Source organism: Paenibacillus beijingensis, from assembly GCF_000961095.1.
GTDB lineage: Bacteria > Bacillota > Bacilli > Paenibacillales > Paenibacillaceae > Paenibacillus_O > Paenibacillus_O beijingensis.
In genome coordinates, this window is record NZ_CP011058.1 from 799,436 (window position 1) to 814,250 (window position 14,815).

15 protein-coding genes are annotated in these 14,815 nt (G+C 53.3%); all 15 read right to left on the bottom strand.

Annotated features, from left to right (window positions below):
• Positions 1–19: 19 nt before the first annotated feature.
• Positions 20–1,099 (bottom strand): ABC transporter substrate-binding protein, encoded by a 1,080-nt coding sequence (locus VN24_RS03765; RefSeq protein WP_045669323.1) that lies wholly within the window; start codon positions 1,097–1,099, stop codon positions 20–22.
• Positions 1,100–1,174: 75 nt separating this feature from the next.
• On the bottom strand, positions 1,175–1,507 hold the full coding sequence (locus VN24_RS03770) for a 4Fe-4S dicluster domain-containing protein (protein WP_045669324.1): 333 nt from the start codon (positions 1,505–1,507) through the stop codon (positions 1,175–1,177).
• Positions 1,504–3,111: an FAD-dependent oxidoreductase gene (locus tag VN24_RS03775; protein WP_045669325.1), complete on the bottom strand. Its 1,608-nt coding sequence runs from the start codon at positions 3,109–3,111 to the stop codon at positions 1,504–1,506. Before VN24_RS03775 ends, VN24_RS03770 begins: the two co-directional genes overlap by 4 nt.
• A gap of 40 nt (positions 3,112–3,151) precedes the next feature.
• The gene (locus VN24_RS03780; protein ID WP_045669326.1) at positions 3,152–4,030 is read right to left on the bottom strand and encodes an ABC transporter permease; all 879 of its coding nucleotides are present in this window, start codon (positions 4,028–4,030) and stop codon (positions 3,152–3,154) included.
• Between the two features lie 15 nt (positions 4,031–4,045).
• Positions 4,046–4,846, bottom strand: a complete 801-nt coding sequence (locus VN24_RS03785; protein ID WP_045669327.1) for an ABC transporter permease — start codon at positions 4,844–4,846, stop codon at positions 4,046–4,048.
• 323 nt (positions 4,847–5,169) lie between these two features.
• Entirely contained in the window at positions 5,170–6,114 is a 945-nt protein-coding gene (gene cysK, locus VN24_RS03790; protein WP_045669328.1) for a cysteine synthase A, read from the bottom strand.
• 128 nt (positions 6,115–6,242) lie between these two features.
• A complete protein-coding gene (locus tag VN24_RS03795) occupies positions 6,243–7,019 on the bottom strand; it encodes an ABC transporter ATP-binding protein (RefSeq protein WP_045669329.1) in 777 nt (258 codons plus the stop codon).
• 179 nt (positions 7,020–7,198) lie between these two features.
• Positions 7,199–8,164, bottom strand: coding sequence for an agmatinase (gene speB / locus VN24_RS03800; protein ID WP_338012222.1), 966 nt, complete (start codon positions 8,162–8,164; stop codon positions 7,199–7,201).
• A gap of 28 nt (positions 8,165–8,192) precedes the next feature.
• Positions 8,193–8,792, bottom strand: coding sequence for a DUF1989 domain-containing protein (locus VN24_RS03805; RefSeq protein ID WP_045669330.1), 600 nt, complete (start codon positions 8,790–8,792; stop codon positions 8,193–8,195).
• Between the two features lie 23 nt (positions 8,793–8,815).
• Positions 8,816–9,790: an agmatinase gene (gene speB / locus VN24_RS03810; protein WP_148505192.1), complete on the bottom strand. Its 975-nt coding sequence runs from the start codon at positions 9,788–9,790 to the stop codon at positions 8,816–8,818.
• A 19-nt stretch (positions 9,791–9,809) separates the two neighbouring features.
• Positions 9,810–10,604, bottom strand: a complete 795-nt coding sequence (locus VN24_RS03815) for an amino acid ABC transporter ATP-binding protein (protein ID WP_274520416.1) — start codon at positions 10,602–10,604, stop codon at positions 9,810–9,812.
• A complete protein-coding gene (locus VN24_RS03820; RefSeq protein WP_045669332.1) occupies positions 10,601–11,305 on the bottom strand; it encodes an amino acid ABC transporter permease in 705 nt (234 codons plus the stop codon). The genes VN24_RS03815 and VN24_RS03820 overlap by 4 nt, the downstream gene beginning before the upstream one ends.
• A gap of 13 nt (positions 11,306–11,318) precedes the next feature.
• Positions 11,319–11,975: an amino acid ABC transporter permease gene (locus VN24_RS03825; protein WP_045669333.1), complete on the bottom strand. Its 657-nt coding sequence runs from the start codon at positions 11,973–11,975 to the stop codon at positions 11,319–11,321.
• A gap of 36 nt (positions 11,976–12,011) precedes the next feature.
• On the bottom strand, positions 12,012–12,875 hold the full coding sequence (locus VN24_RS03830; RefSeq protein WP_202967410.1) for a transporter substrate-binding domain-containing protein: 864 nt from the start codon (positions 12,873–12,875) through the stop codon (positions 12,012–12,014).
• A gap of 239 nt (positions 12,876–13,114) precedes the next feature.
• Entirely contained in the window at positions 13,115–14,803 is a 1,689-nt protein-coding gene (locus VN24_RS03835; RefSeq protein WP_045669334.1) for a sigma 54-interacting transcriptional regulator, read from the bottom strand.
• Positions 14,804–14,815 lie beyond the last annotated feature (12 nt).

Genomic DNA, 14,815 nt, shown 5'->3' on the forward strand with positions numbered 1-14,815 from the left:
GGGAGTGCCTCCAGTGCCCTTATCCGCCAATTATCAACTGCCAGTCGCTAATATTGAATTCTCTTTTGGCCAGCTTCTCTTCCACCAGGAAGTTCTTCGTGCCTTCCAGCAGCTTCAGGCCGTTATCGGTAAACGGAGTGTCCTTGATGTCGCTGATCGGATATACTTTTTCCGCCAATTCGACCGTTGTGTTGTACACCTGCGCAACGAATTGATAATATTCTTCCTCGTGCTGCTTCAAGTCTTCAAGCGCCTTCAGACGGGCTTCATTCCACACTTTCGGGAAATCAGGGAACTTCTGCAGGTAGTCTTCCGATACGACGGTTGCGCTTGTGCCAAGCAGGTCGGGATGCTTCGTGGCATCGTCGAGATAAGTGAAGCCTTCGTCGATCTGTTTCAGCGCGTTCACGCCGGTGTTGGTCATCGCGTCCACATCGCCGCGCGCGAGCGCCGCCTGCGCATCCGGGATGAGCATATGAACGAGCTTATAATCGGTTACACCTTCCTGCTTCAGCAGCCCGACGACATAACGGTGCATAAAAGAACCCTTTTGGATCGCGATCGTCTTGCCCTTCAGATCCTGAATCGTCTTCGGACCGTCTTTCTTGCCGATCACATAGCCGATCGTGCCCGTCGAGGACTGCGTAATGAGACGCGTTTTCGCGCCGGACGAATAGGCGATAATGGCGGGCGTGTCGCCGAGGCTGCCGAAATCAAGGCGTCCGCTGATCAGCGATTCCGTCTGGTCCGGTCCGTTCGGAAATCCGGTCGCTTTCACTTCGGAGATGCCGTACTTTTTCAGCTCCTCCTGGATAATCCCTTTATACAGCCCCCAGCCTTCCGCGCCGGCCGGCAGGTTCAGCTTATTGCTGCCGATAAACCCGTAGTTCAGTACGGCGGGCACATTGCTTGCCGCCTCTGAGGACGTACCCGCAGCTTCCGCTCCCGCTTCGGAGCCGGAAGATGACGTGCCGTTCGTACTTTGACCGGAAGATCCGCATGCCTGAATCAACACGATTGCCATCATAAAAGCTGCGATCAGCGCGAGCTTCAAGCTTCTCGCGCGCCCCCCTTTGTTCTCTCTGTAAAACTGCGCCATGTTTTGATGCTCCTCTCCGCCGATGCTCCTGCGCCGAACCGGCCTCTCGCTCATTTTCGCCAAGCGGCCGCCGGTTCAGAAGTTTGTTTGCAACGCTAACTGGTACATGTATTCGTGGCCGGCAACGGGCTTCCGGCCTTTGCCCCAGCCGACCTTCTCCCGGTAGCCGCCAAGCAGCCCCTGCCGCTCCAGCTCCTCTTCCGTCACGCCGGTCACCTCTTCCGAATTCGGCGCAACATAGAGCGCGTCGACCGGGCAGTACAGCTCGCACATGAAGCAGGTCTGGCAATCGCTCTGTCTGGCGATGACGGGCACGCCGCCTTCAACTTTGTCGAACACGTTTGTCGGGCAGACGGAAACGCACTGGTTGCACTCGACGCACCGGGTTTGGCTAATCACTTCAATCATAGCGGCACACTCTCCTTCGCAACTTCCTCCGTCCGCACCCAGACGTTATCGAGGCCGCCGGTAATGAGCCGGTGATGCTGCCCGCTGTCGGCTACGGGGAAATCTTCCCGCTTGTGCATGCCTCTCGTTTCCGTGCGGGCCAGAGCCGCATTGTACATCCAGCGCGCCGTTGCCGTCATCGCAGCCGCCTCGCGCGCTTTGACGCCTTCGGCCGTGCGTTCAACCGCTTCGCCGCGCTGGGAACTCCACAGACCATCCAGCCGCCCGAGCGAACCGGTAAGCCCCTTCTCCGTCCGGAACAGATTGCGGTCGTACGGCTTCACCTCGTCTTGAACGGCGCGCACGATCTGTTCCGACCTGGCCGCAGCGTCCGCTCTTGCTCCCTTCTCCACGAGCGGCGATGAGGACAACCCTTTCAGCGTGCGCGAAACCGCATGGCTTCCGAGCCGCTGCGCATAAACGGCCGCCCCTTCGCCCGCAAACGAGCCCGAAGACATCGCCCATGCCGCATTATGGCTGCCGCCGCCGGTAAAACCGCCGCAAATCAGCTCGCGGGTCGCCGCGTCTCCGGCCGCATAAAGGCCCGGCACTTTCGTCGCGCAGCTTTCATCCGTAATGCGGATGCCGCCTGTGCCGCGAACCGTTCCTTCCAGCCGGAGTGTGACCGGGAATTTATCCTTGAACGGATCGATTCCGCGGCGGTCGAACGGCAGGAAGAAGTTCGTCTGCCCGACGCGCAGCAGCGGCTTAAGATGCTCCGGCGCCTGATCCAGGCTGGCGTAAACTTGCCGTCCCTCAAGCAGATTACGGGCGATGATCGAGCGGCCCTTCTTGGAGCCTGCGCCCTCGACAACCGTTCCGTCCTCATAATAAAAGCTGGCGTAGGTGTAATAAGCGGTCTTCGTCACGGACGAGAAGGTCGGGCAGATCGCATACGCGTTCGAAAATTCCATGCCCGACAAATCCGCTCCCGCTTCGGCGGCAAACAGATACCCGTCTCCGGTGAGCACATTGCAGCCGAGCGCCTTGCTGAGAAACGCGCAGCCGCCGGTCGCAATGACGACGGCACCCGCCTGCACGGTCCACGTATCGCCCGTTTGCGTCTGCACGCCGCTCGCCCCGCCGACGCCGTGCTCATCGGCCAGCAGCTCCAGCGCCGGACTGTGATCGAGAATTTTGACGCCGGCCTTTTGCACCAGCTTGCGCATCAGGCGCATATATTCCGGCCCCTGCAGCCCCCGGCGGTGCTGGCTGCCGTGCTCGTCGAGCGGGAACGGATAGCCCCATGCGCCGAGCTTGTTCATATTTTCATACGTACGGTCCAGCACGCGGTCCATCCATTTATGCTCAGCGAGCTGACCGCCCATCGTGTACCGGCTCGCCTTGGCATTTTCCCGCAGCTCCCGCTCCGGCTTGACGTACCAGACTCCCGTTCCGGAAGGAGCGGTCGCGCCGCTCGAGCCGCAGTATCCTTTGTCCGCCAGCACAACTTTCGCGCCCTTCGCAGCCGCCGTAATGGCCGCCCACGTTCCGGCAGGCCCGCCTCCGATCACCAATACATCCGCCGTTAAGCGGAGTGCTCCTTTTGCCGCGTGCTCACCCATTTGTGAAAACCTCCCCATTGAAATTTGTTTTAACATCCGGTCAGCCTTTGTAGCCGTCCCGCCAGTGAAGCCATCTCCGCTCCAGCAAGCGGACGAACGAATCGATCAGCTTGCCCACAGCTGCAAAAATGAGAATGCCGACAAAAATCACTTCGGTATCGGAGTTTTGCTTCGCTTCATTAATAAGAAAGCCGATGCCGGACTGCGAGCCGATCAGCTCCGCCACGACGAGGCCGATCCACGATACCGCAAGCGACAAGCGCAAGCCGAGCAAAATATCGGGCAGCGCCGCCGGCAAAATTAGCCGGACGACCCGCTTGAACGGGCTGAACGCCAGCACCCGCGCCACTTCAAACAGCTTGCCGTCCACATTGCGGATGCCCGCGAACGTGTTGATATAAAGCGGAAAGAAAGCCCCGGTCATAATAATGACCGTTTTCGAAACTTCCCCGAAGCCGAACCAGAGAATAATAAGCGGCGCGATCGCCAGATGGGGAACGAGCCGCAGCACCTGCAGACTCGGATCGAGCAAATACTGCGCCTTGCGGAACAGCCCGGTCCATATGCCGAGCAGCAGCCCCGCCGAGCCGCCGGCCGCGAAGCCGATTCCCGCTCTGCCGACGCTGACACCCAAATGGTGAAAAATGTCGCCGGATACGGTCAACCCCGCCAGCGCCCCCGCAATGGTTAGCGGCGACGGCAAGAATGTCGGCGATACGAGACCGGCGCTCGCGGCCGCCTGCCAAACGACTAGCAGAACGACCGGAATAACGGCTGCCGCCGCAATGTCGGAGGCTGCCTTTTTCCAGGCTGCGACGGCATGTCTTGCCCTTCGCAGCGCCCCTCTCCGGGAAACGTCCGGATTCGCCTCCCGCTTGCTGCCCGCCGGCTGGACGACAGCTTCAGCCGCTTTGCTCATGTCAACACCTCCCTTTTATCCCCTGTAGCGGTCTTTCCACCTGAGCAGCCGGCTTTCGAGCAGACGGATCAGATAATCGGTCGTAAGTCCCGCGGCCGCAAATACGATAATGCCGACAAATACAACCGGCGTATCCGCGAACTGGCGCGCGTCCGACATCATATAGCCGATGCCCGAGGTGGAAGCGATCAGCTCCGCCACGACCAACCCGAGCCACGACAATCCGATCGACAGCCGCGCTCCGAGCAAAATGTTCGGCGCCGCCGCCGGAAGGACCAGCCTTACAACCTGTTTCAGCCGGCTGAAACCGAGCACCCGCGCCACTTCAAACCATTTGTTGTCCACATTGCGGATGCCGAGAAAGGTGTTGATATAAAGCGGAAAAAACGCGCTCTTGGCAATGAGCAGCACTTTCGATTCCTCGCCGATGCCGAACCATAATATAAATAGAGGAACGACCGCCAAGCTCGGCACCATGCGGATCATTTGCAGCGTAGGATCGAGCAGCTTCTCCGTCCGCCGGAACAATCCGACCGCAAGGCCAAGCAGCAGCCCAAGTCCGCCGCCAAGCGCAAATCCCGATAATACGCGGACGATGCTGATTTGCAGGTTGCTCCACAGATCGCCCGACGCGGCGAGCGCGGCAAACGAGAGGGCAATCGTAGAAGGCGTCGGAAAAAGCAGCTCCGATATATAACCGTTCGCCCCTAGCACCTGCCACACCAGTAAGACCGTAACCGGCAGTACGAGGGCCAGACCCGCCAATGTCCATTTGCCGGGCTCCTTTTCAGCCCCCGCCGCTAACCGTTTGCTCATGCCGCTTCCCTCCTTTCATTAAAGCCTCTTCAAAAACACAAAAAGACATCCTCTTCAAGCGAGAATGTCTCCGTTCATACGGTTGACACGTATAAGGACCGATAATAACAAAGAGACTTCCCCGATTTCGTTCATAAAGGAAGTCTCCAATGGTTTGGTAGATGAGCGCCAGCCTGCAAAGGACGGCGTCCGCAATATTCAAATTATATAATTCCTATTGATTAACTATGTTATTGAGTTTACATGTCCCGTTCCGTCCTGTCAAGAATAAATAACGGGCGGTGAAAACGATGCTTCCTACCCGCCCGCCTTGTCTTCCGCGATCAAAAAATGCCCATGCTTAAATAGCGTTCGCCCGAGTCGGGCGCGATGCAGACGACCCGCTTGCCTGGCCCGAGACGGCGCGCTTCCTGGAGCGCGGTCCATACGCTCGCGCCGCCGGAAGGGCCGATCAGGATGCCCTCCTGCGAGGCAAGCTCCCGGGTCGTCTCCAGCGCATCCTCGTCGGACACCTGCACGATTTCATCGTACACGCTCGTATTCAAAATCGGCGGTATAAATCCGGGGCTTGTGCCGACCAGCTTGTGCGGTCCGGGCTGGCCGCCGGACAGCACGGGCGATCCTTTCGGCTCCACAACGAGGATGCGGATATCCGGCAAATGCTCGCGCAGCACCTCTCCGGTGCCGGTAATCGTGCCTCCCGTTCCCGAGGAAGCGACGAATGCGTCCAATTGCCCATCCATCTGCTGCAATATTTCAAGCGCGGTCGTCTTGCGGTGAATATCCGGGTTCGCCTTATTTTCAAACTGCTGCGGAATAAAGCTCCCCTCGATTTCCCGGCCGAGCTCCAGCGCTTTGCGGATTGCGCCCGGCATCCGCTCATTGGCCGGCGTCAGCACGACTTCCGCTCCGTACGCCTTCAAAATATTGATCCGTTCCTTCGTCATGTTCGACGGCATGACCAGAATGGCGCGGTAGCCTTTCGCTGCCGCATTCATCGCTAGTCCGATACCCGTATTGCCGCTCGTTGGCTCGATAATCGTGCCTCCGGGTTTCAACGAACCGTCCTTTTCGGCCTCGGCAATCAGATTGAAAGCCGCGCGGTCCTTCACGCTGCCGCTCGGGTTGAACCGTTCGAGCTTCACATAAACGTCCGCATCCTGCGGGCCGGTAAGCCTATTCAAGCGAACGACCGGGGTGTTCCCGATCAGCTCCGTTATATTGTTGACGACTCTTGTCAATATCGAAGCACCTCCTGCATTCCCCATACTTTTATAACCGGTACGAATTGGCCGCACCATCCTATTATAAAAGCTATTCGGCCCGTATGCGAACCGCAATCTGCACTCCCGCCGCATAAGCACCTTAGACGCGCTTACTGTCCGTTTTCGCCTACCTAAATGCCCGCGCCGTCCGTGAGCTGCAGCTCTTCCACGCTTTCGAACTCGCTCAGCACCTTAAGACGCAAATCCTGAAACGACTGGGTCGCTTTTTTGCGGGGATAAGGCAAATCGACACGGATCACCTTGCGGATCTCTCCCGGCCGGGGCTTCAATATGACAACCCTGCCCGCCAAAAATACCGCCTCGTCAATATCGTGCGTCACAAATATCATCGTCGTTTTGTTCGTGCGCCAAATGTCCAGCAGCACATCCTGCATATGGGCTCTCGTGAACGCGTCGAGCGCGCCGAACGGTTCGTCGAGCAGCAAAATTTTCGGATTGCGCAGCAGCGCCCTGGCAATGGACACGCGCTGCGCCATGCCGCCGGACAGCTCGCGGGGGTACGCTTTTTCGAACCCTTTCAACCGCACAAGCTCGATCAGCGCATCCACTTTCCGCCTCACTTCCTTGCTGCCGAGCGGCAGGTCGGAGGCGATGTTTTTCTCGACGGTCAGCCACGGGAACAGACGGTGCTCCTGAAAAATAAACCCTTTGTCGATGCCCGGACCGTTAATTTCGGCCCCGCCAAGCCGCACACTCCCCGCGTACCCGCTGTCCAGTCCGGCAATGATGCGGAGCAGCGTGCTTTTGCCGCAGCCGCTCGGACCGATCACCGTCACGAACTCGCCTTCCTCTACGCTCAAACTGACGTTGTGCAGCGCCTGTACCGAACCTTTGGCTGTGTCGAACCGTTTATGAAGCTCCTTTATTTCCAGCAGTGCATCGCCCACTCCACGTCCTCCTTCCGTCCCGGCAAAAAAATTAGAGAGGCATCGCGGCTCTCACCAAGACCGCAATGCCTCTGTCTGTACAGTCGGCAAAATCGTTATATCCAACTAAAACGCTATGAATTATATACTTAACAATAACACCCTTATCGGCGGCTGTCAATAATGTCCTGTTTTCCCCGTCAACTTGTACGGGTACGCTTCTGAACTGCGAGCAGACTGATCATTTCAAATACGAGTGTGGCAGCAGTCAGCGCGGTCACTTCCGCTTGATCGAGGGCCGGAAGTACTTCGACCAAATCACAACCTACGATATTGATATCCGTTAATTGACGGAGCATATTCTGCGCTTCATAGCTTGCAAATCCGGCAATCTCCGGTGTTCCGGTTCCGGGAGCGTACACGGGATCAAGGAAGTCAATGTCAAAAGTAAGAAACACTTTCGACGATCCAAGCCGTTCCAGCACCCTGCGCATCGTTTCCTGCAGACCAATCGCTCTCATTTCATCTGCCGTGATGACAAGAAAACCGAGACTGCGCGCTTCCTCGATATCATCCGGATCATAGACGGTGCCTCTTATCCCGATTTGCACAGACCGGTTCGGATCAATGATTCCTTCCTCTACTGCTCTGCGAAAAGGCGTTCCGTGCGTATATTTCTCGCCCCAATATTCATCCCAAGTATCGCCATGCGCATCAAAATGAAGAAGAGCGAGCGGTCCATGGACGGCGCTTACCGCTCTCAGCTCCGGAAGCGAAATGGAGTGATCCCCTCCCAGCACAATCGGGACCGCCCCTTCTTGTACCCAAGCCTTCACATGGCTTGCGATATTGTGATGGCTCGCGGCCGTATTCCCGGGAACGGTCATGATGTCCCCTCCGTCCACACCGTCAAGATAATCCGACGGCTTGATCCGGTGAAATACATTCGCCGCTCTTAATAGGCTGGAGACGCGGCGGATCGATTCCGGACCAAACCTCGATCCTGCCCGATAGCTGGCGGAAGTATCAAACGGCGCCCCCAAAACGACAAAATCCCGAGGTTGAACTTCCGGATCGTAAGGCAGCCTCATAAAGGATCTGATGCCGCTGTATCGGGGCATGACCGCGGGGACGGGAAGCTGGAACCCCTTCTTGATTTCTGTCACGTATGTTCACCTTCTATCGTTATCTTCTTTATATTTCCCGCAATATCTCCGCTTTGATATCCGATACATTCCAACCGCACAGCGGATTCATGTCTTGGGGACATGCGGAGATGCCGACTACGACGTCCGCCAACGCCTGGAAGATCACATAATCCCCCGCGCTGGTCTTTGGTTCCTGCGGCTGCGCAAAACTTCCGTCCGCGTTCAACGGCGTATTTTGGAACAGATTGACCGGATCGGGCACCCGCCAGTAATCCACTTCATACTCCTTCAGACTTTCGAACAGATTGTTTCGGCAGTTCCGGTGATCTGCCACGCCGTAATCGATCAGGTAACGCATCGGATCACAGCAAGGATACATCAGATCGTGTACGCCAACAGTATCCTCTACAAGTCGAAGCAATGCGTTGCGGTAGTTGCTGTACAGACGGTCCTCTTTCTGCAGAAATACTCGATTCAGCATGATGCGGGTATGACTGGCTGAAACAAACTCATGGGTATTATGCATATTCAATGCGACAAAGTCAGCTACTTGTTTCCCGGCGACATCCGTAATTTTAATATATTCATCTCTATAAACCTTGAATGATCGGCCTTCCCCGCCCGGTATTAACACATTCCGCGTCAACTTCTCATATCCTCAGTATGAATTTACTTCCGGGCCTTTTTCTCGCGTTCTTTCAAAATAAAGCCGATCAAATCAAGCGTAAGACGAGCCGCAACCTGTCCGGTCATTCCGGAATGATCGTAAGCCGGAGCCACTTCCACAAAATCAAATCCGACGATCTCGCCTTTCTTCGCCAATGCCTCAAGAAGCTCGTTCACTTCATCATAGTATAAGCCGCCAGGAGACGGCGTCCCCGTTCCCGGTGCCACAGAGGGGTCGATACCATCGATATCGATCGTCAGGAAATAGCGTTCGGCGTCCGGAATCCGCTCCAAAACGCCTTCAATTCCGAGTTTACGCATTTCACGCGGACTGAGGATAACACTGCCGTACGCTCTGGCGTCGTCAAAATCCCCCTTGATGCTGCTTCCGATACCGCGGATGCCAAGCTGTGCCATGCCTTGAATATGATCCATTTCCGCCATCCGGCGCATCGGACTTCCATGGCCGAAACGCTGCCCCGAACGATGATCGGCCCAATCCAGATGGGCATCGATCTGAATCGCGCATACAGGGCCTAATGAATCCAACGCTTTGCTTACCGGGATCGTAATGGAGTGATCGCCGCCGAGCACAACCGGCATCGCTCCCTTGGAAATGATCTTCCTTACAGCCGCTTCGATATTTTCGAAACATTGCTGCAGATCGCCGTGCACCATATCCACGTCCCCGCAGTCAACGATCCGCCATGGCGGAGCAAGAAACATCTCGTCTCGTTCCGGATCGTATGACCCGTTCAGACCGAAGCTGTAAAGCGTTGAGGATTCTCGTATGCTGCGCGGACCGAATCGGGTTCCGGAACGGAATTGCGTCCCCATATCGTAAGGAACGCCGATAATGGCGACATCGGCATCCAATTGGTCCAGATCGGTGCAAATCGGGTATTTGGCAAAAGAGCAAATGCCGGTAAAAGGAAGGTTAAGGATCTGTTTTTCACTGTTTACTTGTGTTGTCATCATCAATTCCTCCAATTATGTTCTATGAATTAGCATCCAAAACTTTTGATAAAAACTGCTGCAACCGTTCGCTCTTCGGCTGCTTAAACAGCTCGTCGGGAGAGCCTTGCTCCACGACATTGCCATTATCCATAAAGACGATCCGGTCGGCGACATCTCTGGCAAAACCCATTTCATGAGTCACGATGATCATCGTCATTCCTTCGGACGCAAGCTCCTTCATGACACGGAGAACTTCACCGACGAGCTCGGGGTCCAACGCAGAAGTAGGCTCATCGAACAAAATGACTTGCGGATTCATGGCCAGCGCCCTTGCAATGGCGACCCTCTGCTGCTGACCGCCGGACAAGCTGATCGGATAGGCATTTCCTTTGTCAGACAGTCCGACTTTAGCAAGCAATTTTTCCGCATTGGCAAACGCTTTGCGCTTATCCTCGCGGTGAACCTTGACGGGAGCTTCAATAATATTTTGAAGAACCGTTTTATGAGGCCAAAGATTGAACTGCTGAAACACCATCCCTACTTGGGTGCGGATCCGTCTCAGGCTCTTATCGTGAAGGCGACTCTTGCGGCCACCCGAAAAAATGTGGTTCTCAAGAATCCGAATGTCACCGTCCGTCGGCATCTCCAGCAGATTCAGGCAGCGAAGGAACGTGCTCTTGCCCGAACCGCTGGGTCCGATGATGCAAACAACTTCTCCCTGTGCGACCTGTAAATCGATTCCGGTCAAAATCTCGGAGTGACCGAACGATTTGCGCAAGCCTTCTACCCGAATAATCGTCTCGCCTGCCGTCGTCCGGGCCAAGGTATTCGTCATTTCAAATCACCCTTTGCTGATAATGTAGATAGCCGGGAGGCTGCAGTGCGATGGCGGGTAAAAAAGCGTTCCAATCGAGCAGAACAAATCGTAAGACATGTAATTACGACCCAATAAAGCAGGGCAACGGCGGCGTAAACTTCCACATAACGGTACGTTTGGCCAATAACGCTTTGACCCGCAAAGCTCAGCTCCTGAACCGTGATGATGGAGAGGACGGCTGAATCCTTAATGAAACTGACGGAGTTGTTCGTCATAGGCGCAAGTATGAGCCCCATCATCTGCGGCAGCACGATCCGGAAGAACACCGCTGCATTTCCCATACCTAACGCACGAGCCGCCTCAATTTGCCCACGGGGTATCGATTGGATGCCGGAACGGTAATTCTCCGCAAAATAGGAACCCGAGTAAATACCCAAGCCGATGATCCCCGCGAGCGTAGCATCCAATTCCAAGCCGAAATTCGGTCCTACATAGTACAGAATGAACATTTGAATCAAAAAAGGGGTTCCGCGAAACCACTCGATATATACGTCCGCACATCGGCGCAGTAGAGAAGAGTGCGACATTTTGGCCGCGCACACGACGGCTCCGACCGCTAATCCGATGGTCAATCCTGCAGCGCATATATAGATCATTTTGACAAAACCGTCGATCAGGATTTGCCTGTATTCGAAAATGACGGAAAAATCGAGAGACATACGCTAATCCTCCTTATCGATAAGCAGCCGTGCGGCGTTCCCAATATCGCGATGCGCGTGAAATCAACAAGTTCATCAGGAAGTACAAAACGGCCACCGTGACATAAATTTCTGTCGGTCGATAAGTGGAACTGACAGCTTGTTGGCTGACCCGAGTCAGTTCAATGACGGAAATAACCGAGACGAGCGATGAATTTTTCAGTAATATGATAAACTCATTCGTCAAGGAAGGAATAACCTTCGTAAACGCCTGCGGAAGCACGATACGCAGCATCGTTTGCGTCCGCGACATTCCTAAAGCAATAGCGGACTCACGCTGACCTTTCGCAACGGATTCGATTCCCGCCCGAATGATTTCCGCTTGAAATGCGGCCGTATTTAATGCCATGGCCAACACAGCGCTGATAAAAGCCGGTAACTTGAGCCCAAAACTGGCCAAACCGTAATATACAATCAAAATTTGAATCAGGAACGGAACGCCGCGAACGAGATTGATAAACAGTTTTACAGGCCATTCCAACCATTTGAATCCGCTAAGAAGGAATAAGGCTGACAAAATTCCGAGTACAGCGCCCGCTGCGATGGCGAGCGCGGACATTTCCAGCGTTACGATTAACCCTCGCAGCAGATAGGGCATCTGATCAAGCACAATCGAAAAATCAAATTTCATTCCATCCCTCCTGCTGACATTATGATCGGACCGGCGTCATTGCGGAAGGTAATCCGATTCCGGAGTTTCCATCGTATACCCAAACCATTTGGTTTGCAGCTCGGCCAGCTTGCCGCTCGATTTCATCTCCAAAATTTTCTCATTAATAAAATCGAGCAATTCCTTATCCTCTTTACGGACGACCCATGAAATCCACATTTTGTTGCCGAACGTATCAACCATCTCAAATGTATCGGGCTGCTTCTTCAAAATCGAAGCGAGATTTGCTTTTGTATTGACAACGGCGTCTACGCGTCCGTTCGCTAAATCCTGATAGGCTTCCGGGTAAGCAACATATTCTTTGATTTCCTTCGTTCCTTTTCCTTTATCCTTTTTTAACGTCTCGTCATATTCCTTCAATGCTTTCAACTGTCCGGAACCCAATTGAGTGCCTACGATTTTACCTGCGATATCTTCCGGACTCTTAATCGAATCGTCGCCTTTGCGTTTCAAAACCGCAACCGTCCCGTCTGCAATTGGTACCGTCATGCCGTATTTCTCCGCCCGTTCCGGAGTGATGGATACTGCTGTTGCCACAAAATCAAACTGCTTCGCTTCCAATCCCGGCAGAATGCCTTGGAAAGGAAGATCTTTCTGTTCCACTTTGACCCCGAGCTGCTCAACGATGTAAGCAAGAATATCCGATCCGTATCCGACGATTTTGCCGTCCTGGATATATTCAAACGGCTCGTAAGCCGCTTCCGTTCCGACTGTCACCATGCCGCTTTGCTTGATTTTCTCGAGCAGATTGGCCGCAGACTCGGAATCGGCCGAGCCGGTTGATTTTGGGCTTGAGCCGCAACCGACGATCAGCATCAGAATTCCGACTACAATCATCGATTTCGTTATTGTTCTTTTCATAAAAAAATCGCTCCTCATGTAAATATTTGGATTTTAATCCATGTCAATAAACTTCATTATCGCTACCGATTCACAGCTATTATGTTATATTTTAGAACATGTATATTACACGCATCCTTTCTTTTCGAAAGATGTTTCTTGGGTGTTGTTAATATTAATAACATACAATCTTCTCAATCCACAATACGAGCAACAAAAAAACCTATGCATTTTTGCATAGGCCGAAAGCGGCGGCTTCGCTATTTCACGTTGTTTTTATTCATTTTTCTTACGATTGTCGATTGATTTACCCCTAAAACCTCGGCGATTTTTGTGGAAGATCCATATCGTTTCCGCGACATCTCCAGAAGCTCGATTTCCAATAATGCAGTAGCTTTTTTCAAAGGGATAATCTCGTTAACTTGAACGATCTTTTGTTTGGAGAATCCGGCTGGATATTGGTTTTGCATATGCTCGGTTTCAATCCAATCGTCCTCCGCAGTGACGAACAATCTTTCCACCACATTTTGCAGTTCACGTACATTGCCTGGCCATGAATACTGCTGCATTTTTTTCAATAAGGAAGGGCTGAATTTTTTGTTAACTCCGTAATTTTGATTTAACTGTCCGGTAAAGTAAACGATTAACGGAATGATATCTTCTCTCCGGTCTTTTAAAGACGGAATCGGAATGGATACTATATTTAGTTGAAAATAAAGATCCTTCCGGAATTGTCCAGACTGAATCGAATCTTCTAGATCAATCCGTGTTGATGCGACAATTCTTACATTTACTGGTATAGGTCTCTGACTGCCAATTCTGAATATCATCTTCTCATGGATAACCTGCATAAGCTTGGCTTGCAGCGTCAAGGGCATCGCTTCCACTTCATCCAAAAACAGCGTACCGTCGTTGGCCATTTCCAAGGCGCCAAACTTCCCCTCTCGCACGCCTGACGCATCTCTCTCCAATCCGAAGAGATCCGTTTCCAACACGGCTTCGGGCACGGCTCCGCAGTTCACCGAAATAAAAGGCTTTTCGCTCCTGGCGCTCCATTTATGAATAAGGGAAGCTACGAGCTCCTTACCGACGCCGAAATCACCAATAATAAGCACCCCGGAATCCACTTCCGATATTTTCCTTACGAGCACCATCACTTTCTCCATCTTGTCGCTTCGGAACACAAGCTTGTGCTCCAGTTCGTCCTTGGTGCGCAAATTCATAATTTCCTTGCGGTAACCTTCCGTTAATTGCTTTAATCGTTCAAGCTCCGTCTGAAGCTGACTTTCTTCCGTAATGTCACGGGAAGCGTTGACAACCCGAATAATTTGTCCTTGCTCATCTCTGATTGGTGTTGCGGCCACCATTAGTCGACGTCCCGATTTCGTTGTCTGGACCATAGAAACCTTCTCGTTTTTTTCTAATACTTGACGGGTCGCGGACGGATTAAACACACCTTCCTTCTCCAATTGATACACGCTTTTGCCGATCAATTCACTTTCCTTATGTCCCATCGATTCTGCGCAACCGGGACTGACCCTGAGCGTAATACCTCTTCCATCGGTAACGTGCAAGTCGTCATAAGAAGCATCGAATACGGCTTTCAAATCCAGATTCAAATCATTGTATACGTCCAGTTCCTTCGTCACTTCTTCCAAAAAAGGAACACAATTAAAAATGAACACGTGACCCTCTACCCGTTTATTAGAAGGGTACGGGACCTTTTGCACAATGTACTCTTCGCCGCCATATTCAAAACGAAAAACTGCTTTTGCGTCATTCATGATTTCTTCGGTTAACAGATCCGGAAATGCATCATTCCAATGGAGATTGACAATGGCGGTGGCTTCCCTCCGAAGCATATCCGCTGCATTTCGGTTGACCCCGACAATTTTCCAATTCAAATCGATGAATACAACGCCGAAAGGGAGCAAATCCAAAATCTCCATCTTATCCCTCCA